Raw genomic sequence first — 22,183 nt, 5'->3', positions numbered from 1 at the left:
ACCATTCTAAATTTAAATAGAATGGTATTTTTGTTTCTGAACAAATGAGCGATAACAGAATTGTAAGGGCCATCAAAGAGAAAAGCAAATCGATGGAGGCCGAGATGTCATTTTTTGACCATATTGAAGAACTGCGCTGGCACCTGGTACGGTCGGCTTTTGCTATCATTATTATAACCATCGGCGTATTTGCATTTTACGATGAAATTTTTGATGGGGTAATTATGGGGCCAAGCAAGCCCACCTTTTGGACCTACCGCATGATGTGCGAATTGGGCGCCTGGCTAAACAGGCCCGGCATGTGCGTAGATAAGATCAACGTAAAGCTGATCAATACCGAAATGGCTGGTCAGTTTACCTTACAAATTAACTCCTCCTTATTAATTGGTGTAACCCTGGGTTTCCCTTACCTGCTTTGGGAGCTATGGCGTTTTATAAAACCAGCCCTGCACGAAAAGGAACGTAAAGCCGCCAGCGGCTTTGTGTTTTATGCAACCTTTTTGTTTGCATTAGGTGTAATGTTCGGTTACTTCGTAATCTCGCCAATGTCTATTAAATTCTTATCTGGCTATACCGTTAGTGATACCATACAGAATTTATTTACCATAGATTCTTATATCTCATCGGTAGCAACGTTAACGTTAGCCACAGGTGCCGTATTTGAATTGCCGATCCTCATTTATATTTTGGCTAACCTGGGTATCCTTACCGCCAAGATTATGCGCTCTACCCGTAGATACGCAATTGTGATTATCTTAATTATTGCTGCGATAGTAACACCAACCCCAGATATGTTGACCATGACTGTGGTAAGTATCCCGCTGTTTGTATTATACGAAGTAGGTATATTGGTTGCTGCTGTTGTAGAAAAGAGGAAACTAAAAAGAGCACAAGAATTAGATTTATAATGAATACTGATTTAAAAATCGCAATCGGTTCAGACCATGCCGGTTTTGAATATAAACAAGCCCTGGCTGCTTTTTTAAAAGTAGCCGGGCTTAAAGATTTTGGTACTTACAGTGCCGTTTCTGTTGATTATCCGGATTTTGCACACCCCGTTGCCAACGCTATTGAAAGCGGCGAGTTTGATCTGGGAATACTGGTTTGCGGCAGCGCAAACGGCGTAGCCATAACCGCTAACAAACATCAGGGCATCCGTGCAGCTATATGCTGGACTGCCGAAATAGCCAGCCTGGCCCGCCAGCATAACAATGCCAACATTGTATGTATCCCGGCACGTTTTATTTCCATAGAGGAAGCGGAGCAAATTGTTGAAACCTTCTTGAAAACAACTTTTGAAGGTGGCCGCCACGCCGATAGGGTCAACAAAATGACCTGCTAATCCCTATCCTACAAATATTTAAATAATATAATGAAGAAAGTATTAATGGGTGCGCTTGCTTTAGCCTTTGCTAACTGCACTTACGCACAAAAAGATCCTGCCGCTGTAAAATATGCTGGCTACATTACGGTTGAAGATGCTACCAAACACCTTACCATTATAGCATCTGATGCTTTTGAAGGCCGCGAAACCGGCACTCGTGGCGCGGATATGGCGGCTAACTACCTGGCTGGAGAGTTTAAAAAGCTAGGCTTACAGGCACCGGTAAAAGGTTCTTATTTTCTAGACATTCCGCTTTCATCAATAGCCAGTAAAGTAAATGAGTTTGAGATCAATGGCTCAAAATTAGTTTATGGTAAAGATTATTCTGCTACGGGCATTACAGCCAGCGCCAACATCAATACCGGCGAAATTGTATTTGTAGGTTACGGTACCGAAGCCGATCTGAACACCATTAACATTGCCAACAAAGTGGTGCTTTTCATCAATGAGGATAAGCCTGTTGCGGGTGAGTCGGTTAAGGAAACTACCAATCGCCGGTTAAAGGCTTTGAAAGATATCCAGGCTAAAAAGCCTTTGCTTATTTTGGCAGCAGGTACAGCCGCTCGTATAAGAGGGGGTAATGGCTCGGCCCGTTTGTCAATCAAAAAAGAAACGGTGCTGCAACAAATTCCATCGTTTACCATCAATGCCGTTATTGCAGATTTATTGATTAAGAACAGTGGTAAAACTTTTGCCCAGTTAAAAGAAACTCCGGAAGCACAAGCTATTAAAGCTACCGTGATAGCTAACTACGAATACATTGGCAAAGATGCCAAAGCGGTGGATGTAGTAGGTTACCTGCCGGGATCTGACCCTAAACTGAAAAACGAAGTACTGGTGATCTCGGCCCATTACGACCATATTGGTATGTTGCCCGAAGGCACCCCCGGAGACCGTATTAACAACGGTGCCGATGATGACGGCTCTGGTACCACAGGTGTATTGGAAATTGCACGTGCATTTACCGAAGCCAAAAAACAGGGCCACGGCCCGCGCCGCAGCATTGTGTTTTTAGGTAACGTGGGCGAAGAAAAAGGCCTGCTGGGTTCTGAGTATTATTCAGACCATCCGGTGTTTCCACTGGCTAATACCATTACAGATCTAAACATCGATATGATTGGCCGACGCGACCCTGCGCATGAGCAAACCCCCGATTATTGTTACCTGATAGGTTCTGATAAATTGAGCACCACGCTGCACAAGATCAGCGAAAATGCTAACAGCACCTATACTAACCTGGCTATAGACTATAAGTATAACGACCCAAAAGATCCTGAAAAGATCTATTACCGTTCAGACCATTATAACTTTGCCCGTTATGGCGTACCTATCGTGTTTTATTTTGATGGTATCCATGCCGACTACCATAAACCTGGCGACGAAGTGAGCAAAATTGATTTTCCTTTACTGGTTAAACGCGCACAACTGGTATTTTATACAGGTTGGGATTTAGCTAACCGCGATAAACGCCCTGTAGTTGATGTAACCAACGATATGCCCGAGAGCAGGTAAGAAGTCCGTAAGATCGAAAGTCTGTAAGACAGAAATAAAAAGTCCGTAAGTGGGAAAGTTTTTTCGCTTACGGACTTTTTATTTACGAGAAGTTATTGAAGCGTCTTACCGACTTTCTGTCTTCCCGTCTTTCGGACTAAAACTTCTTTTATTAGCTGCAAATATTTTAATTTAGCCGATATGTCGACCATTGCCGAAGAATTTCTGACAGCTACTGAGAATAAGGCCTTTGACCTTGATCACCGGCGTATTATCAATTACAATATTGGTAAATACGATGCGGCCGTGGCTAAAGGTTTGGCTAAACTGATTAACCTCGATTATGCTAAACGCAAATCGCACGTAATTAAGTGGCGGGTAATGGAAAACCTCGACAAGTTTTTGCCAGAGTTTGAAGCTAATTTTCAACGCAGGGGCGGCAAGGTGATCTGGGCTAATGATGCTGAAGAAGCTAATCGGGAGATTCTGAATATTATTCAACGTGCCAATGCCAAAACGGTTGTCAAGTCCAAATCGATGACCACTGAAGAGCTTAACCTGAACGAGTTTTTGGAAAGCCATCACATCGAATCTTTAGAAACAGACCTGGGCGAATACATTGTACAGCTGCTGGGCCAAAAACCCTATCATATTGTAACGCCTGCCATGCATCTCTCTAAAGAGAACATTGCAGAGCTGTTTAACCAGCGTTTCGGCACACCAATAGATGCCACGCCCGAGCAATTGACCCTTAAAGCCCGCGAACTTTTAAGGGAAAAATATGTGCAGGCTGATGTAGGCATTACCGGGGCCAACTTTTTAATTGCTGATACGGGTAGCATTGCCATAAGCGAGAATGAAGGTAATGCGCGTTTAAGCACAACCTTCCCCAAAATACATATTGCCATTGCTGGGATCGAGAAAATAATCCCGGCGTTAACCGATTTAGGTTTATACTGGCCCATGCTGGCTACACACGGCACAGGGCAAAATCTTACCGTGTACAACAGCATTTTAAGCGGACCCCGCCAACCGGGCGAAAGTGACGGGCCGGATGAGATGTATGTAATATTGCTTGACAATGGCCGTACCGATCTGCTGGCTCAAAAGGAGCAGCGGCAGGGGCTGTACTGCATCCGTTGTGGTGCATGTTTAAATGCCTGCCCGGTTTACAAAAATATAGGCGGCCATAGCTATAATACTACTTACAGCGGGCCGATAGGCTCGGTAATTACCCCGCACGAGCAGGGTATGCAGGATTTTAAGCACCTGAGCTATGCATCAACCCTTTGCGGGCGTTGTACCGAGGTTTGCCCTGTTAAGATAGATATACACAAAATGCTGCTGCTTAACCGCCGTGATGCCGTTAAAGAGCAGCTGTTTACCAAGCCGGAGCAATGGGGCTGGGCCGCATTTACAAAAATGATGCTGAACCGTAAGTGGATGGATTTTTTTAAAGGGAATTTCAAAAACTTTGCCCTCAAAACTTTCTTTAAAAAGAGCTTTGGTCAATACCGCGACCTACCTAAAGTAGCCGAACAATCTTTTACCGACCTTTGGAAAAAAGGACATAAGGAGAACCTGTAATGCGTAAAGTAATCTTAAACCTGGCTGTAAGCCTCGATGGTTTTATTGAAGGCCCTAATGGCGAATACGATTGGTGCCTGATGGATCAGGATTACGGACTAACAGAGTTTTTTCATAGTGTAGATACTTTGTTTGTAGGCCGAAAAAGTTACGAACTGCTGAACAGTACTGGGGAGATCAGCCACTTCAGCACCAAAAAAATATACGTGTTTTCTGATATCCTGGCCGAGGTGGTGCATGATAATGTAGAGGTTATTTCGGGAGCTAACTTTGTTGCCGATGTAAACGCTATTAAAAACCAGGAAGGCGACAGCATCTGGCTGTTTGGCGGTGCCAGCCTGCTGAGCAGTTTTATGGCTAACAACCTGGTCGATGAATTTTTACTCTCCATTCACCCGGTATTATTGGGTGGCGGTAAAGCATTGTTTCAAGGTATTACAGAACGTACCGGCCTGCAACTGGTTGAAACAATACCTTATGCTAGCGGGCTGATACAGCTCAGATACCAACTGCTGCCCAAATTTGATCTTAATAATGTACCCGGTGCAGGGTATTAGTGCAAATTACCCATACCAAATTCTTTATAGCTATTAGGCATGGTATTGGTGCTGCTAAATGCAAAAGTGAATGAGGTTTGCCATGCCTCAAAATCGAGCGTCTGGTCTTTAGCCGGCTCTATGTGGATGGATTGTAGCATATAAGTGCCTTCGCGGCTCAGTTTTAAAAATACGGCACCGGTTTCATCGGTAGCCAGCAACTGCGAAAATTCTGTTCCCTTTGGGCTGCGTATAAGTAGTGTTACCTTTTCGCCTTTAATGGGCTGGCCTTTAAAAAGTAATACCGCGGTAATATCATCACCGTAATTGCCCTTGTAAGGGTTCTGCTTTAAAATAAGTTCAAAATCTTCTTTCAGGGGTTTCTCTTGTACGCCGCCGCTGTTTTTTTCAATAGCCACCAGCGATTTCATTACATTGGTGGTTTTTTGTTTAAAGCTTTGCTGAAACTGCTTTAAGCCTTCTGCCGTTTTATCGAGGCCATTATCAGTAAGGTAATTAATAAAGGGTTTACGGTCTATATCGGCAGTTTGTTGGTTTACAACTGCAAAAAGCGCCATGCCGGTGCCAGATAATTTGCTTGTTAATGCAGGTAAGTTGCCTTGTTTAAAAGCCGCCGAAAGATCGTCGGGTTTGCCGCCATCCAGCAATAATGCTTTGGTTATAGTTTTGGCATCGTATTGCTGTTCCTGCCCTTTGCTAAAGCTGTTGCCACTTAGCAGGTGCAAGTTAAGGTTATCGCCCTTTTGTGGGAAGAAGTTTTCGGGTAGTAAAAAGTAGTCGGCCTGGCTATATGCAGAGCCAACAGCGCAGGTTAAAAATATAAGAATAAGTAGAAAGTTTTTCATATCAGGTTTATAATTGCTCAAACATACAAAGTTTTAAAATTTCCATTAGTTTAGCTCTATGAATTTCGACTGTAAGGATCTTAATCATGACACGTTGCTGAATTTTTATAAGGCAATCGTGTGGCCAAGACTTGTAGAAGAAAAAATGCTGGTGTTGTTACGCCAGGGCCGTATTGGTAAATGGTTTTCGGGCATTGGGCAAGAAGCCATCTCGGTAGGCAGCACGCTTGCCATGCAGCCAGATGAATTTATATTGCCAATGCACCGCAACCTTGGTGTATTTACTGCCCGCAATATACCGCTATTTAATTTGATGGCCCAGTGGCAGGGTAAGGCAGCTGGCTTTACCAAAGGCCGCGACCGCTCGTTTCATTTCGGAACGCACCATTACAAAATTGTGGGGATGATCTCGCACCTCGGTCCTCAAATGGCCGTGGCCACCGGTATAGCTCTGGCCGATGTTTTAGCAGGTAGAAAGAAAGCTACCCTGGTTTTTACGGGTGACGGCGCTACCAGCGAAGGTGATTTTCACGAGGCTATTAACGTAGCTGCCGTATGGAATTTACCGGTAATATTTTTGATTGAGAATAATGGGTACGCATTATCAACCACTACTGGCGAGCAATATAAATGCGAAAACCTGGTAGACCGTGCCAAAGGTTACGGCATAGAAGGCCGGCAGATAGATGGTAATAACCTGCTCGAAGTTTACCACACCATTAATGAGCTGGCTACCGACATCAGGAAGAACCCGCGGCCGGTATTGATTGAGTGTATGACCTTCCGCAGGCGCGGGCACGAGGAGGCATCGGGCGTAAAATATGTGCCCGAACATTTGTTCGAAACCTGGAAGGCCAAAGATCCTGTTACCTGCTACGAGCAGTTTTTGATTGATGAAAAGATTTTGCAGCCCGCATGGGTAAGCCATACCCATAACGAGTTTATACCCATAATTGAGGCCGAGGTTGAAAAAGCCTTGCAACAACCCGCTATTATCCCCGATGTACAAACCGAACTCAACGATATGTACCGGGCGCACACACTAGCACCGGCAATAATTAATAGCAGCAGTACGCCTAAGCGTTACATGGATGCCATTAGCGATGCCTTACGGCTATCGATGCGGAACTTCCCTAAACTGGTACTCATGGGGCAGGATATTGCCGGTTATGGAGGCGTGTTCAAGATCACCGATGGCTTTATGAATGAGTTTGGCAAGGAGCGGGTTCGTAACACACCGCTGTGCGAGTCGGCTATTTTGGGTGCAGGCTTAGGCTTAGCTATTAACGGCTATAAGTCTGTGATCGAAATGCAGTTTGCCGATTTTGTAAGCGTTGGCTTTAACCAGATCATTAATAACCTGGCCAAATCACACTACCGATGGGGGCAAAATGCCGATGTGGTAATCCGCATGCCGGCTGGTGCGGGCACAGGGGCAGGGCCGTTCCATTCGCAAAGTAATGAGGCCTGGTTCACCAAAACACCTGGATTGAAGGTGGTTTATCCATCCACTCCGGCAGATGCTAAGGGTTTGCTGATGGCGGCCATTGATGATCCAAACCCGGTGATCTATTTTGAACATAAATACCTGTACCGTACCCTCACAGATGAGGTGCCTGAAGGCGATTATTATGTAGAGATCGGCAAGGCCAAAACGGTAAGCGAAGGCAATGATGTAACCATAATCACTTATGGCCTTGGGGTGCGCTGGGCATTGGATTATGCGAAGAAATATCCGGATCTATCTATCGAGATCATCGATCTGCGCAGCCTGCAACCCTGGGATAAAGAAGCAGCCATAGCCGGCGTTAAAAAAACCGGCCGTGTTTTAGTGCTGCACGAAGATACCCTCGGCAGTGGTTTCGGTGCAGAAATTGCCGCCACACTTAGCGAGTGTTGCTTCAACTATTTGGATGCGCCGATAATGCGCTGCGCCAGTTTGGATACAGCCATACCCATGGATGCCGGTTTAGAAAAACAGTTTTTAGCCAATGCACGATTAGAAGAAATGATGGAGAAGTTATTGAGGTATTAAATTTGTAACTTAGTAAATATGTTAACTCTCGAAGAAATATACGAGCTCGATCCTACGCAGCGCATCATTGATGAAGGGGCCGGATATGGCGCAGCAGAAATGTTGAAAGCGGGTGTGCCTATTTTTTATAGAGATGAAGCATATCCTGAAACTATGGAAGGAGACCTCTTCATTAAGGAATATCCTAATGGCGCTAAGTTTATTGTTAGAAAGATACTAACTGCAGACTACAGATTATTGGAAGAGAAGATTAGGTTGATAAATAAAATATAATGCCTACACTGATTGTAATCGGTGGTCCAAATGGATCTGGTAAAACAACATTATCATCTTATCTGGTTAAAAAGGGCAGAATAAAAAGCTCGATTATCAATCCCGATGAAATTGCATATCGTGAACTGGGAAGTTATTCCAACCATGTCCAAGCAGCCCGTATTGCTTTAACCAGAAGAAGAGAGGCAATTAAACAGCATGCCGATTTTGCCTTTGAAACTACGCTATCGGGTAATTCTGAAATAAGAGAAGTGTTAGAGGCGAAGCAAATGGGATATATAGTTATACTCTATTATGTAGCGTTACAATCTGTTCTCGATAATATTATTCGGGTAGAAGAAAGACATAATATTTTAGGTCATGATGTTGATAGTGAGGATATAATCAGGCGCCTTAAGAAGAGTCAGGATAACCTTTATAAATATCTTAGCTTATTCGATAAAGTATATCTTTTCGATAATTCTGGCTCAAATCGTTCCCGAGTAGCTATTTATAATTCTGATGCTCTTTCGTGGGTCAATGCCAAGCACGTAAATCATCCTTTTTATAAAAAGCTTTTATCTTACCCCTCCAACACCTCTACCTCTGCAACGGGGCTAAATAAATAAACCCTTTTACTACTTACCTCTACACATTTAAAACGCTTGCGTAATTGTTCGCCTTTGCGGAAAACGCGGCCGTCTTTGAGTTTAAATACCGAGTTGGCCGGTAACTTCTCTACCGTTAGCATCGACTCTTTGGGCGCATCGTATTGGCGCAGGGAGCGGTACAGGTTTAAGTCGGAACAGCTGGATGCGGCGGGGTTATTCAGGTAATTGGTAATAGCCTGCCTAATATCCGGCGGAAAAACCTGCTGATCGAAGAAAGGCTGCATCATTTTTTTGAAATTCTGCTTCCATTCAATGCCATGCGGTTTGGCTTTATGCTTATGCTCGTTCCAGGTGTGCAGGTGTGCAAACTCGTGTACGGTTGTTACCAGGAAAGCGTAGGGGTTGAGGTCGAAGTTAACCGAAATGCGGTGACCTTTGCCTGCGTGAGGCGGTCGGTAATCACCAAACTTGGTGTTGCGGTTGCGCGAAATTTTAAATTCGCACTTAAAGTAATCAATCCAGCGGCCTATCAGCGGGGCTGCGGCAGGTGGCATATAATTTTCTAAAACTTTTATTTTCTCCAATAGGAACCTCTGGTGCAAAGGTAATAAATTAGTTCCGATGATAGAATTGAGCCTAAGAAGTGGACAATAATTTTGTAAAGTTCACTCGAACGTCATTTAAATCATGAATACGGATAATATTATAGAAATCGGAATCAATGATAAATACCAGCTGTATATTAAACCTCAAGTTAAACGGTTTATATTAATATACACGACGGCAACAGGGGTTCATTGGAATAATACTGAATGTTATTTGTATGCTCCCCAGCCAAGGGAGTGGTCATATGCTGATTGGTTTAAACATATAATGAATGTAATCAGAGAAGAATGTGATTGTACCCTAACGATATCAGCAGATACTATTTGGACTAATATTCCTGATCAATTGAAAAATCAGATTACCGACTACTATCCAAAAGCTATTTCAGCAACTGAAAAGTGATCAAACTTATCACATACGCCAACACCGTCATATAGGCAAACTGTGCTGCGGGCCAGCGCCAGTCTTTGGTTTCGCGGTATACTACGGCTACGGTACTGGCGCATTGCATGGCGAAGGCGTAAAACATCATTAAGGAGAAAGCTACAGCCAGGGTAAACACCGGTTTGCCGGTATTGGGGTTTTTGGCGTTGGCCATTTTTTCTTTAACAGATTCTATTTTGTCTGCATCGCCATCCACACTATAAATGGTTGCCATGGTGCCTACAAATACTTCGCGCGCAGCGAAAGAGGTAATTAGTGCAATGCCAATTTTCCAATCGAAACCCAGCGGACGGATGGCCGGTTCCATCGCATGGCCTAATACACCTGCGTAAGATGCTTCCAGTTTCTCGGAGGCTATCATGCGTTTCAGATCGGCTGGGGCAACGGTTTTAGTATATTCGGGTTTGCTGAATTTTTGATCGATCTTTTCAAAACGGTTGCCTGGACCATAAGAGGCCAGCACCCATAAAATTATCGATACGGCGATGATAACCTTGCCTGCCTGCACCACAAAGGCTTTAGAACGATCGTACATGGTTAACAGTACGTTGTTCCAGCGGGGCATACGGTAAACGGGCAGCTCCATGATAAAGTAACCACGTTCGCGGCCTTTCAGTATCAGCTTCATGGCAAAAGCAACAATTACGGCAGATATTAAGCTGAGCACATACATGGCGGTTAAAGCCAGGCCCTGCCAGTTAAAGATCCACCAAACGTTTTTATTGGGTACTACCAACGCAATAAGCAAGGTATAAATGGGTAAACGTGCCGAGCAGGTAACCAAAGGGGTAACCATAATGGTAATCATCCTATCTTTCCAGTTCTCAATGGTACGGGTACTCATAATGGATGGTACGGCGCAGGCGAAGCCACCAATCAATGGCACTACCGATTTTCCGTTTAAGCCAACCTTGCGCATCAGCTTATCCATCATAAAGGTAACACGGGCCATGTAGCCGGTATCTTCCAGTATGGATATAAAGGCAAACAGGATGGCAATTTGCGGAATGAACACCATAACACCGCTTAAGCCGGCCAATACCCCGTCTGACAGTAAGTTTGTTAACGGACCTGCCGGTAAATAGTTGTGTATTAATCCCTCTACCCATACAAACAGGTCTTCGATCAACTCCATCGGGTAGGCCGACCAGGCAAATATGGCCTGGAAAATGAACATGAGTATTCCAAAGAAAATGATAAAGCCGAAGATCTTATGGGTTAAAACCCTGTCAATGCGGTTGCTCCAGGTTTCGCCTTCGGCGCTTTCTGCTTTTTGTACGGTATCGTAAAGCAGGTCATTAATATAATTATAGCGAGCTATGGTTTCGGTAGCCTGCGCTTTTTGCGAATGGAAGGCGTGGATGTGCTCCAGTTCTTCTATGCGGCCACTTTCTGTTACCGTTAAAAATGATAAATGTTCGTGCTGATGCGCAAGTTGTAAAGCAAAGTAAGGATTTTCTACCTGCATTTCTTCGCCTATCTGGGCAATCAGCTGCGGGGCAATAGCGCTTACATCAATAGAGCTTTCCTGTAAGGCCAGTTTATTGGCGTAGGTAATCGCTTGCTTCAATTTGTCAATGCCTTCCAGTTTGCGTGCTGCAATAGGCACTACCTGTACACCTAGCTTTTTGGCTAAGGCATCAATATCAATGGTTATCCCGCCGCTTTTGGCGAGGTCCATCATGTTGAGGGCTACAATTACGGGGATCTTTAAATCGGCAACCTGGGTATAGAGTAAAAGGTTACGTTTAAGGTTAGATGCATCCAGTATCACCACAATCAAATCTGGCGTGTGGGTGCTTTTACGATCAGCTAAGACAGAAAATACAATGGATTCGTCGCGACTTTTGGGGTAAAGGCTGTAGGTACCAGGCAGGTCGATGATCTCGGCATGCCGTCCGTCGGGCAGGTCGCAATAACCGGTTTTTTTATCAACCGTAACCCCCGGAAAATTGCCGATCTTTTGGTTTAAACCGGTCAGCGCATTAAAAAGTGTTGATTTACCGGTATTGGGATTCCCTACAAGTGCAACTCTGATATCTGCTTTCAACGTCCAATACTACAGTAATATAATGGTTGAGGCTTCGCGCATGCGTAAGCTTAGCTGGTAACCGGCAACGTTAATAGCAATAGGGTCGCCCATTGGGGCTATCCGCTCTACCTTAACTTCTTCGCCGGGCAGGCAGCCCATTTCCATCAACTTAATTGACATTTCCAGATCGGTAAATTCCTTTACTATTCCTTTACTACCTACTTTAAGCTGCGAAAGTCTCATCTTTTTATTTTGATAACCCGACAAATGTATGCCTTATTTAAATTAAATCCAAATAGTGGACTGCCATTTGTCGGGGATATTAAAATATTACCTCATAATCACAATTCCGCTATTGCCGGGCTTATTGGCAGCTGAACCCAACTTGCTGATCTTATAAGTAAGTTTCAGGAAAAAATACTGCCCAATGGTATTAGTTTGCGTATTTGTGATTTGGCCCGTGGTAGAAAGGCTGCGTTGTATACCCGAGTTTTGGTTTAGCAAATCAAAGGCAGTAAGGGCAACCGTAAGATTTTGAGATTTCATAAAATAGCGCTCTACACCCGCATTCCATAAATAAACGGAGCTATTGGTGCTGCTTGGTGTACCGCGGTAAAGGCTTTGGCTTAAATCTGTATAAATACGCCATGATTTTACAGGCTTTACACTAACTGTGGCGTTATTGTTAAAGCTGTAGTATTTATTATCTGCCTCGTGCTGAAACGAGTTGGTAGCGTTGTTATAAGTAGTATAGGTGCGCAAGCTTAACTGAAGCATATCAATATCGTAACTGCTGCTGAGGCTTACTCCCGGAGCTACACGAAGTACTGCGTTTTTATTGTTGTTAATGAAGTTTACATTGCGGTTAATAGCCCCATTTAAACCATAGTTAAAGCGTAAACCTTTTACTTTGCTCGGCATGCCTACATTAAAACCAAAGTTTGACGAAAAATTACCATCGGTATTTACCGGCCGGGAGGTGGTGATGCCTGTATTATCATAAAAGCTTTCGGTTGAAAAACCGTTCCAGGTTTCGGTAAAGCTGCCATAAATGTTAAAATAGTTATTGGTTTTCGGGTCGTAAGTATTCATGTTACCATTAAAGTTTACCGACCGCGACATCCGTAAATCGGGGTTGCCTATCTTCTTGTAAGTATTACTGGTGGTGTTAATAATAGGGAGCAGGTCTGTAACCGAGGGCATAGTTACATCGCTGCGCACACTCAAATAAATGCTGGGGCCAACTTTTGGGTGATAGGAGAAGCTGGCATTAGGTACCAGTGCCCAGTCGTTTCTATTTACCGAACTGGCTTGCGCCCCTGTGAAGTTGCCACGCAAGCCCAGATCTGCTAGTTCTGCATTTAAGCTTACGGTTGTTTGTGCGCCGCTTTTACTTAACCCTGCGGTTGATGAGTAGCGGTAGTTAGTATTGTCATAAATGCCACTGAGGTTGGGGGCTAAAATTTCGTAACGCCCGGTTACCGGGTTGTAATCAATAGTGGTTTGGCTGGCATTATCATTACGGTAATTAAAACCCTGGCTCAAAGTTAAATTAAGCTTGTGCGCCTTGCTTAACTGGCGGATGAAGGAAAGCGTGGTATTACTGATCGTGCCATTATTATTTTGCGCCGTTTGCAGGTTGGCGGTGCTATCGGGCACGGTGCTGTTAGTGGGGTAGGCGATGTTAAATATGTTGGTTGCCTTGTTTCTGTAAGGCGAATAGCTATCGGTAGTATACAAATTGATAGAGCCCTTACCATGCTGAAACTTATGATTGGCAGAAAATATCGCCCCTAATACTGGGTTCCGTAACACCTGGTCTAGCGATTGGCTGGCATTGTTTAACAGTGTTTGATTTAAATCTGTACTGGTAATGCCGGTTACGTTGTTACTGTGCGTATAGCTGTAAGAAAGGTTGGGCTTAAGTTTAAGTGTGTTTAGGGTATCCGGCTTGTACTCCAGGTTCATGTTTAAACGGTAGCTGTTGTAGCGGTTATTCCCGTTGATGTTTTTATTGGTTAACAGGTTTTGTACCGGGTCTTGTATGTTATCAACCTCGGCCAGGTTGTTAGATGATAGTACAGTAATAAAATTGGCGTTAAACTTTAGCTGGTTCTTTTTGCCCCACATGTCCGAGTAGTTGAGCCCGCCGGTATGGTTGGTAATTAAGCCGCCGTTTACGCCCGCAAATGCCCCGTTTATATTGGCCCTGCCATTGCTGTTTACATTAATGCTGATGCTGCCGTTATTGCTAAAGGTATCAAACACGTTGCCGCCGGTAAAGGCATTCAGATCTTCCATCGTAAAGCCCGACTCGTTGACGTTGTTGCTTAAAAACAAGGCAGATAACTGGCGTTTATTATCAAAGTGATTAATGTTAAACTGGCCCAGGTATTTGCTATCCGTGCCACCTGCGGCGCTTACGTTGCCAAACCAGCCGCTTTTTTTGTCATCTTTTAAAGTAACGTTCATTACTTTTTCGCGTTGGCCGTCGTCAATGCCGGTATTTTTGGCTTTTTCGGTTTTATCGCTAATAATCTGTATTTTATCAATGGCATCGGCAGGCAGGTTTTTAGTAACAGCTTTGGGGTCGTTGCCAAAAAACTCTTTGCCATCAACCAGTATCTTGGTTACCTGTTGGCCCTGGGCGGTTACTTTGCCGTCCTTATCCACCTCTACGCCGGGGAGTTTTTTAAGCAGCTGTTCTACATTGTCGTTGGGTTGGGTTTTAAAGGCTCGTGCATTAAATTCGGTAGTATCGCCCTTAATGGTAGCGTTGGCCTTTACGGCGCTTACCGCAACCTCGTTTAGGTTGTGTACATCCGGCTCCATGGTAAGGGTGCCTAGATTTGCTGTAGGTTTTTGGTTGCTGATAGCAAATGGGCGCACCAGCCTTTTAAGCCCAAGCTGCGAGACGATAAGCTTGTAGCTACCCTGTTTTAAACCGGTAATTTCAATACTACCCTGTTTGTTAGATGCCGTGCTTTTTACGGCTACAGAGTCTGCGGCATTCACAACTACAGCATTTACATATTCAAGGGGTTGCTGTTTTTGATCAACTACAACCGTGTGGATACTGCCTGTTGGTTTTTGTGCAGATGCACGGGCTGTAACAAGAAAGCAAAAAATGATGATGAGGTAAAATTTTAATTTCATTGTGCGTTGTTAGTGATAAGCTAAAGTTAAACTAAGAAATTAGTTATACAAAACGAATTAACATTTTTTAACTAAATAATTAGTTATACACTAATCAACAGACGCAATTATGCAGCTAACGTTGCACGGGTGTGTGATTTTTTTATCACATCGCTAAAATGGGGGCAGTTACAGCTTTTATGGAACAAGCCGCATGACGAGGCCGTCATTGAAACAATGACCAGCAACAGGAGGGATATTTTAAGCTTTGGCATATTTAATGGCAGCATTTACCACTAAGATACTAAATGTTGCCATACCAACACCTACGGTATCGGCAAAAAGGTCGGGCCAGTTACCGTCGCGCCAGGTAAAGATGTAGAGTTGAAGAACTTCGATCAATGCACCGAAGAAAACGCCTAAAAAGGCAACGAAAAATATGGTAGCTATGGAAATACCTTTATGCTGCCTGATCAAGCCGTTATCGGCTAATATCACAAACATAAAGAAGAACCCGCAATGAACCATTTTATCAAAGCCGGGGAAAAACATATGTGATTCCCCGACCTTGCCCATAGAAATGCTGCACATGATCAATATAAAAGCCGACCACAGGATTGTTAGTCGCTGATATTTGATGAATTGCAGCATTAAGCGCCTATGATCGATTGGTAATCGTCTGCAGACAGCAGGGTATTAACGTCTTCAGCATTTTGCAGGGTAACTTTCACCATCCAGCCATCGCCGTAAGGGTCGGTATTTACCAGCTCGGGTTGGCTATCCAGTAAAGAGTTAGTTTCTTCAACTGTACCAGTTACCGGCATAAACAGGTCTGATACAGTTTTCACTGCTTCAACCGTACCAAAAACATCATCTTTACCAATTTCTTTACCCACAGAAGGGATATCGATGTAAACGATGTCGCCTAATTCGCGTTGAGCAAATTCAGTAATACCAATGTAAGCACTGTTACCTTCCACACGGATCCACTCGTGATCTTTGGTATATTTTAATTCGGCTGGAAATTCCATATCATTTGTTTAATTAGAGCCCAAAAATAAAAACTTTTGCCGGATCAAACTATGAATTTGTTAATTTGTCCATTAGTTGATTTGTTAATTGTTAAATGGATACAAAAAGGCATTGGCAAATCAACAATTACCACATCAACAATTAAATGGAAAACGCTATAGTTACAGGGTTACTGGCTTATGGGATGTCTGGAAAATTATTCCATGCGCCGTTTTTAAGCACTAATCCACAGTTTAAATTTAAGGCCATTGTAGAGCGGCACGAAAAAAAGGCTGCCGAACGCTACCCAGATCTGATTAGTTATGATCATACCTTCGAGTTGCTGAACGATAAAGAAATAGAACTGGTGGTGATTAACACGCCGAGCTACACCCACTATCAGTTGGCTAAAGAAGCCATGGAGGCCGGCAAGCATGTATTGCTGGAGAAACCTGCCGCGGCAACATCAGAAGAAGTTAAACGCTTATTCGATATCAGCCGGGAAACCGGTAAGAAGCTGATGATCTATCAAAACCGCCGGTACGACAGCGAATTTCAATCGGTAAAAGAAGTAATAGAGAGCGGCCGCCTGGGCGAACTGGTGGAGGTGCATTTCCGTTACGACCGTTACCGCATTGGCATTGGCCCCAAAGTATTTAAAGAAAGCAGCGGCTTCCCGGCCAATGGCCTGATGTACGATCTGGGCCCGCACATGCTCGACCAGGCTTTTGTTTTGTTTGGCAAACCGCTGAGCTATGACAAAGTAACCTCAACCCATCGCCCGGGTTCGCAGGTGCCGGATTATTTTCATTTCAGGCTGAGTTATCCTAATGGCTTAAATGTGTTTTTAACCGGCAGCTTACTAGTGGCCGAGCGCCAGGCCTCATCTGTAGTGCATGGCACCATTGGCAGCTATATTAAAGGCCGTACCGATGTACAGGAGACCCAGCTAATTGACGGCATGTTACCTACCGATCCTGCTTATGGCATAGAAGCACCGGGCAGTGAAGGCAAACTGGTAATAATGGGGGCAGATAATGAGAAAGAAACCTTAATGGAGCCACCTGTAAGGGCTAATTATAATGATATATTTGATGCTGTATATCATACCGTAAGGCAGAATGCGTTATTCCCTGTAAGTGAAGAACAAATTGCCTGGCAAATAGAAATGCTGGAAGCCTGAAAATAATGATCGATAAATAAAATAAATATATTGGCTATAGAACATAACCCCCTGACCATAATGAAACAAGTATTTCTATCTATTTTGGCCCTTGTAGCTATTACGGGCTGTACTCTGGCGCAGAATCAAAATCCAAAAATTCAGAACCTGCCCATATACCATATTTTAACTACCGATAGTGTAAATGTTACCACCGCTAAATTGAAACCTAATAAGCCGGTAATGATCATCTACTTTTCGCCGGATTGCAGCCACTGTCAGCATTTAATGTATGAGCTGAAACCAAAGCTTAAAGAATTAACCGGTATCCAGATCGTGATGATCTCGTTTGTGCAGTATAAAATGATCAAGGAGTTTTACCGCGACTTTGGTTTATCGGCATACCCTAACATTACCGTGGGCACCGAGGGGTATACTTACGAGATGCAGAAATTATTTGACATCAAGACTACGCCTTATATTGCCATTTATGATAAGAAAGGCAAACTATTTAAAACATACGAGAAAGCACCGGCTGTAAAAGACCTGATCGAAGCAGCTAAAAAAGTATAAATAATATTGATATTATTAAAAAGGCCGGTGTTATGTTAAGTAGCACCGGCTTTTTTATGAGCCTTACACCAAAGCAAAATTGAGCTTTGCAGCAAACCTGTAACCGCTGCTTATACCTCACCTTTGATTTAACAAATTAGAGATAAGAAAAAATGAAAAAGGTAATATTAATAACCGGCGCATCTGCCGGCATGGGTAAAGAGTTTGCTAAAGAGCTGCTAAAGGATGGGCACATTGTTTATGGCGCTGCCCGTCGCATGGATAAGATGGAAGATATCCGCTTGCTGGGTGTAAAACTGTTAGAGATGGATGTAACCAACGAAGCATCTATGTTTAGCGGCGTTGATGCCATTATTAAAGCCGAGGGTAGGATAGATGTACTGATTAATAATGCTGGCTTTGGCTCATACGGTGCTATTGAAGATGTGCCCATTGCCGATGCCAAATACCAGTTGGATGTAAACGTATTTGGTGCTGCAAGGCTATCGCAGTTGGTTATACCGCAAATGCGTAAGCAGCAATTTGGGCGTATTATTAATATCTCGTCTATTGGCGGTAAGTTTGCTATGCCTTTGGGCGGGTGGTACCACGCCAGTAAGTTTGCGCTCGAAGCTTTGAGTGATGCCTTACGTAATGAGGTTAAGCCTTTCGGTATCGATGTAGTAGTGATTGAGCCGGGAGGCGTAAAATCTGAATGGAGTGATATTGCAATGGAAAACCTGGTAAAAATTTCGGGTAATGGAATGTATCGTAAAATGGCAGAAAAACTTGCCGGGATATCTAAAACCCAGGGTCACCGTGTGGCAGAGCCCGAAGTAATTACCAAGCTGGTAAAGAAAGCTATCGAAGCAAAGAATCCTAAAACGAGATATGTAGGTGGCTTTGCGGCAAAACCGCTTCTGTTTCTGAGAAAAATATTATCCGACCGGATGATGGATAAACTATTTATGAGCCAGTTAAGGTAAATTTGATGATGGTACAGGATAACGATCACATACTGCTTAACAACCTGCTTTACTCTTGCATGGATGAAAAGAAGCGGAGTAATGAACAGTTTGTGCATGAGCATTCGTTAGGTTACATTATATCCGGTGCGGTGCATTGTGCCACTACAAAAGGAGAAAGTATGGTTAAGGAGGGCACCATAGCCTTGGTAAGGCGTAATCAATTGTTAAAGTCGGTTAAGATACCACCCTCCGGCGGCGGCGAATTTAAAGCCATTAATATTTTTTTTAATCAGGATATTTTACGGCGATATAGCCTGGATAACAACATCCAGGCTACCGGGCACTACACGGGTGACAAGTACAGGGTGTTGCCCGATGATCCGTTTATTAAGGGTTATTTCGAATCCTTACTGCCTTACTTTAGCCAACCCGACAGGCTTAGCACTGCGCTTATTGAATTAAAAACGAAAGAAGCTATAGAGCTGATATTAAAAGCAGATCCATCTGTTAAAGATTTGCTTTTTGATTTTGCAGAGCCTTATAAAATAGACCTCGAAGCCTTTATGAACCAGCATTATATGTACAATGTGCCGGTTAATAACTTTGCCAAACTAACCGGGCGCAGCCTGGCCGGCTTTAAGCGCGACTTCGGAAAAATATTCAGTACATCGCCGGGGCAATGGTTGCAGCACAGAAGGCTGAGCGAGGCGTATTATCTGATTAAAGAAAAAGGCGCAAAACCATCTGCGGTGTACCTCGATGTAGGTTTCGAAAACCTGTCGCATTTCTCTTTTGCTTTTAAAAAGACATTCGGTGTATCGCCATCATTATTATAAGCTGTAGCAGATTTTAATACGTACCATATTTTAAGGATATTATTAAGCGCTATGGCTTATAAAAAACATATATTGGCTTATTAAATCGGAATATCAGCCTAATTTGGTAATAGAAATTTTACCTTAAACGGGTGTTGTAATATCAACAAAGTTACATGCTTTATGGTTTATCGATGTTTAAAACATTGATTTTTGCAGCATGAACTTAAGAGTACTATCTAAATTATTTATTATAGCCGGTTTGCTATTTGTTGCCTTTAATACCCAGGCGCAAACAACCGGAGGTACCGTGTCGGGTAAGCTTGTTGATGCAGCTACCGGCAAAATACTGGACTTTGCTACCGTTGCCATTGTGCGTAAATCAGACAATCAGCCTGTTAAAAGTATGCAAACCGATTTGCAGGGTAATTTTAAACTAACCGGCGTACCCGATGGCTACTATTTATTCAGGGCTACGTTTGTAGGTTATATTTCTTTCACAAAAGACAGTTTAAATATAAAGGGTAATACAGTTAATCTGGGAGCTATTAAATTGCGTGGATCAAAGGGGGTACTAAAAGAGGTTACCATTACCGCACAGCGTAGCCAGATACAACTAAGTACCGATAAAAAAGTATTTAGTGTTGACCAGAGTTTGGTAAGTCAGGGTGGTTCTGCTACAGATTTGCTAAGTAACGTGCCATCTGTACAGGTGGATGTTGATGGTAATATTAACCTGCGCGGCTCGAGCAGCGTACGCGTATTAATCAACGGTAAACCATCGGCTTTAACAGGGGCCAACCTCAGCGATATTTTACAATCTATCCCGGCCAGCTCTATCGAAAACATTGAGGTAATAACCAACCCCTCTTCTAAATACGATGCAGAAGGCCAGTCGGGCATCATCAACATTGTGTTGAAAAGAAATGCACAGATAGGTTTTAACGGTTCGGTTACTGCCACTGCTGGTACGCAGCATACCTATAATGGCTCGGTAAACTTAACCTATCAAAATAAACTGATTAACGTTTATACCAACTATAGCTACCGTAAAGGTACGCGTTTAGGTAATGGCTTAAGCAATACCACTACTAAAGACAGCCTGGGCAATACAATCCAACAGCACCAGGTTAATGACCAGGAATTTAAGATTACGTCTAACAACATCCGCAGTGGTATCGATTTTAACCTCGATCGTAAAACGGTATTGAGTTTCTCTAATAATATCAACATCCGCGATAATGATCGTTACCAAACAGGTGCTACAACCATTATGGGTGGTGGCTTAAACCAAATTCAGAACCGGAATAATGCAAGTAACGGTAATGGTAACAACCTCGATTTTAACCTCGATTTTAGCCATAAATACAAAAAACCTCAGCAAGAGTTAACTGCAAATGTTGGTTACTCTACCAGTAGAAACAACAATACCGACAACTTTAATACCGCTTATGATTACATTAACAACGGTGTAGATTCTACCTCGTCATTGTTGCAGCATAACCTTACTATTGGCCGCCAGCACAACTTAAATTTACAGGCCGACTATGTATTGCCACTAAACCACAATAATCGTTTAGAAATGGGCTACCGTAGTACCTTTAACAAAAACGACAACAACTACCTGGTTGACACCTTGAATAATACCATTAACCAGTTTGTATATTCTGACACGCTGAGCAACCACTTTGTATATAACGAGCAGGTGCATGCGGTGTATACCAATTACCAGCAACAGTTTGGCAAGTTTGGGATACAGGGTGGTTTACGTTTAGAGGATGCCCATATTAATACTACTACAACTTCGGCAGGTGTTACCGAGCAGCACAAGCAAGATTACTTTAGGGTGTATCCAAGTGTTTTTTTAACCGATAAATTAACCGAGAACCAAACCTTGCAGTTAAGCTACAGCCGCCGTGTAAGCCGCCCGCGCGACAGGCAGATCTCTCCTTTTCTGGATAGAAGCGACCGCCAGAACTACCAGCAAGGTAACCCGGATTTAAAACCGGAAGATACCCATGCGTTTGAGTTAAGCTATATCAACTACTGGAAAACCCTGACGTTAACTTCATCATTATACTACCGTTTAACTAATGATAATATACAGCAGATCCGTACCCTGTATGATAACAGCAGCACGGTTACCTTAACCAAGTTTGAGAACCTTAAAAGCGCATCGAACGCAGGTTACGAGTTTATTGCTAAAGTAAACGTAGGATCGAAGGTTGACCTTACCGGTAACGTAAACGTTTACTACCGTAACATACAGGGCGACCCTGCATTAAACATACAAACAACCTCTGGTTATTCCTGGAATGCCAACTTAACCGGCAACATTAAGCCATTCCCTAAATTTGGCATCCAGCTGCGTGGCGACTACCAGGGCCCGCAGGTAATTGCGCAAGGTACCATGAAAGCTATGTATGGTATGGATGGCGGCTTAAAGTATGACATTACCAAAACACTAAACTTTAGCGCCAATGCCCGCGATATCTTCAATACCCGTAAATTTAAATCGGAAGTGGTGAGCGATGGTGGCGCGTTAACCCAATATTCAGAGCGCCGTTTTGCTACGCGGATTGTGTTGTTTACCCTGGGCTATCGTTTCGGCGCCAGCACACCGGCAGGCAAACAGCGTCAGCAACGTAAACAAGATCAGCAGCCAGATCAGCAGGATGCACCTTCTGATGAAGTAC

21 protein-coding genes are annotated in these 22,183 nt (G+C 43.5%); 14 read left to right on the top strand and 7 right to left on the bottom strand.

The features are described from left to right. Positions 1-44 precede the first annotated feature (44 nt). The 5 genes from tatC to RG47T_RS20905 all read left to right on the top strand — a co-directional run bounded on the left by tatC (position 45) and on the right by RG47T_RS20905 (position 5,019). A complete protein-coding gene (gene tatC, locus RG47T_RS20925) occupies positions 45-908 on the top strand; it encodes a twin-arginine translocase subunit TatC (protein WP_074491404.1) in 864 nt (287 codons plus the stop codon). Then, positions 908-1,342 (top strand): ribose 5-phosphate isomerase B, encoded by a 435-nt coding sequence (gene rpiB, locus RG47T_RS20920; protein WP_074491402.1) that lies wholly within the window; start codon positions 908-910, stop codon positions 1,340-1,342. The genes tatC and rpiB overlap by 1 nt, the downstream gene beginning before the upstream one ends. Positions 1,343-1,372: 30 nt before the next feature. Next, entirely contained in the window at positions 1,373-2,896 is a 1,524-nt protein-coding gene (locus tag RG47T_RS20915; RefSeq protein WP_074491400.1) for a M28 family peptidase, read from the top strand. Positions 2,897-3,076: 180 nt separating this feature from the next. Further along, positions 3,077-4,462 (top strand): LutB/LldF family L-lactate oxidation iron-sulfur protein, encoded by a 1,386-nt coding sequence (locus RG47T_RS20910; protein ID WP_074491398.1) that lies wholly within the window; start codon positions 3,077-3,079, stop codon positions 4,460-4,462. After that, the gene (locus RG47T_RS20905; protein WP_074491396.1) at positions 4,462-5,019 is read left to right on the top strand and encodes a dihydrofolate reductase family protein; all 558 of its coding nucleotides are present in this window, start codon (positions 4,462-4,464) and stop codon (positions 5,017-5,019) included. The genes RG47T_RS20910 and RG47T_RS20905 overlap by 1 nt, the downstream gene beginning before the upstream one ends. Here the strand turns inward: RG47T_RS20905 and RG47T_RS20900 are convergent. Further along, the gene (locus tag RG47T_RS20900; RefSeq protein WP_074491394.1) at positions 5,016-5,864 is read right to left on the bottom strand and encodes a DUF4198 domain-containing protein; all 849 of its coding nucleotides are present in this window, start codon (positions 5,862-5,864) and stop codon (positions 5,016-5,018) included. The genes RG47T_RS20905 and RG47T_RS20900 overlap by 4 nt on opposite strands. Positions 5,865-5,922: 58 nt before the next feature. On the opposite strand from RG47T_RS20900, the gene RG47T_RS20895 reads away from it, so the two are divergent. Genes RG47T_RS20895 through RG47T_RS20885 form a run of 3 tightly spaced genes read left to right on the top strand, consistent with a single transcriptional unit; the run spans position 5,923 to position 8,780 of the window. After that, entirely contained in the window at positions 5,923-7,899 is a 1,977-nt protein-coding gene (locus RG47T_RS20895) for an alpha-ketoacid dehydrogenase subunit alpha/beta (RefSeq protein WP_074491392.1), read from the top strand. Between the two features lie 18 nt (positions 7,900-7,917). Beyond that, positions 7,918-8,172 (top strand): hypothetical protein, encoded by a 255-nt coding sequence (locus RG47T_RS20890; protein ID WP_074491390.1) that lies wholly within the window; start codon positions 7,918-7,920, stop codon positions 8,170-8,172. Next, entirely contained in the window at positions 8,172-8,780 is a 609-nt protein-coding gene (locus tag RG47T_RS20885) for an ATPase (protein WP_074491388.1), read from the top strand. The genes RG47T_RS20890 and RG47T_RS20885 overlap by 1 nt, the downstream gene beginning before the upstream one ends. Here the strand turns inward: RG47T_RS20885 and RG47T_RS20880 are convergent. Beyond that, positions 8,735-9,346 (bottom strand): SprT-like domain-containing protein, encoded by a 612-nt coding sequence (locus tag RG47T_RS20880; RefSeq protein WP_245770843.1) that lies wholly within the window; start codon positions 9,344-9,346, stop codon positions 8,735-8,737. The genes RG47T_RS20885 and RG47T_RS20880 overlap by 46 nt on opposite strands. A 103-nt stretch (positions 9,347-9,449) precedes the next feature. Here RG47T_RS20880 and RG47T_RS20875 point away from each other — a divergent pair, with 103 nt between their 5' ends. Continuing rightward, a complete protein-coding gene (locus tag RG47T_RS20875; protein ID WP_074491386.1) occupies positions 9,450-9,770 on the top strand; it encodes a hypothetical protein in 321 nt (106 codons plus the stop codon). Here the strand turns inward: RG47T_RS20875 and feoB are convergent. From feoB to gcvH, 5 genes are all read right to left on the bottom strand, one after another. Continuing rightward, positions 9,748-11,862 (bottom strand): ferrous iron transport protein B, encoded by a 2,115-nt coding sequence (gene feoB, locus RG47T_RS20870; protein ID WP_074491384.1) that lies wholly within the window; start codon positions 11,860-11,862, stop codon positions 9,748-9,750. The genes RG47T_RS20875 and feoB overlap by 23 nt on opposite strands. 9 nt (positions 11,863-11,871) lie before the next feature. Next, positions 11,872-12,087 carry a FeoA family protein gene (locus tag RG47T_RS20865; RefSeq protein WP_074491382.1) on the bottom strand — a complete coding sequence of 72 codons (216 nt, stop codon included), beginning with the start codon at positions 12,085-12,087 and terminating at the stop codon, positions 11,872-11,874. A gap of 87 nt (positions 12,088-12,174) precedes the next feature. After that, positions 12,175-15,000, bottom strand: coding sequence for an outer membrane beta-barrel protein (locus RG47T_RS20860; protein ID WP_074491381.1), 2,826 nt, complete (start codon positions 14,998-15,000; stop codon positions 12,175-12,177). A 240-nt stretch (positions 15,001-15,240) separates the two neighbouring features. Further along, a complete protein-coding gene (locus RG47T_RS20855) occupies positions 15,241-15,630 on the bottom strand; it encodes a VanZ family protein (RefSeq protein WP_083627483.1) in 390 nt (129 codons plus the stop codon). Continuing rightward, positions 15,630-16,010, bottom strand: coding sequence for a glycine cleavage system protein GcvH (gene gcvH, locus RG47T_RS20850; protein ID WP_074491379.1), 381 nt, complete (start codon positions 16,008-16,010; stop codon positions 15,630-15,632). Before gcvH ends, RG47T_RS20855 begins: the two co-directional genes overlap by 1 nt. A gap of 146 nt (positions 16,011-16,156) precedes the next feature. Here gcvH and RG47T_RS20845 point away from each other — a divergent pair, with 146 nt between their 5' ends. From RG47T_RS20845 to RG47T_RS20825, 5 genes are all read left to right on the top strand, one after another. Continuing rightward, on the top strand, positions 16,157-17,173 hold the full coding sequence (locus RG47T_RS20845) for a Gfo/Idh/MocA family oxidoreductase (RefSeq protein WP_074491377.1): 1,017 nt from the start codon (positions 16,157-16,159) through the stop codon (positions 17,171-17,173). A 60-nt stretch (positions 17,174-17,233) separates the two neighbouring features. Next, positions 17,234-17,725, top strand: a complete 492-nt coding sequence (locus tag RG47T_RS20840; protein ID WP_074491375.1) for a TlpA family protein disulfide reductase — start codon at positions 17,234-17,236, stop codon at positions 17,723-17,725. Between the two features lie 152 nt (positions 17,726-17,877). After that, a complete protein-coding gene (locus tag RG47T_RS20835) occupies positions 17,878-18,690 on the top strand; it encodes an oxidoreductase (protein WP_074491373.1) in 813 nt (270 codons plus the stop codon). 5 nt (positions 18,691-18,695) lie between these two features. Continuing rightward, positions 18,696-19,508: a helix-turn-helix domain-containing protein gene (locus RG47T_RS20830; RefSeq protein ID WP_216351085.1), complete on the top strand. Its 813-nt coding sequence runs from the start codon at positions 18,696-18,698 to the stop codon at positions 19,506-19,508. Positions 19,509-19,707: 199 nt separating this feature from the next. After that, a partial coding sequence (locus RG47T_RS20825) for a TonB-dependent receptor (RefSeq protein ID WP_216351084.1) occupies positions 19,708-22,183 on the top strand: 2,476 nt, incomplete at its 3' end.

The organism is Mucilaginibacter polytrichastri (genome assembly GCF_001911425.1).
Lineage (GTDB): Bacteria > Bacteroidota > Bacteroidia > Sphingobacteriales > Sphingobacteriaceae > Mucilaginibacter > Mucilaginibacter polytrichastri.
The sequence above is the reverse complement of the archived record's forward strand: the minus strand, read 5'-3'. Positions and strand labels throughout refer to the sequence as shown.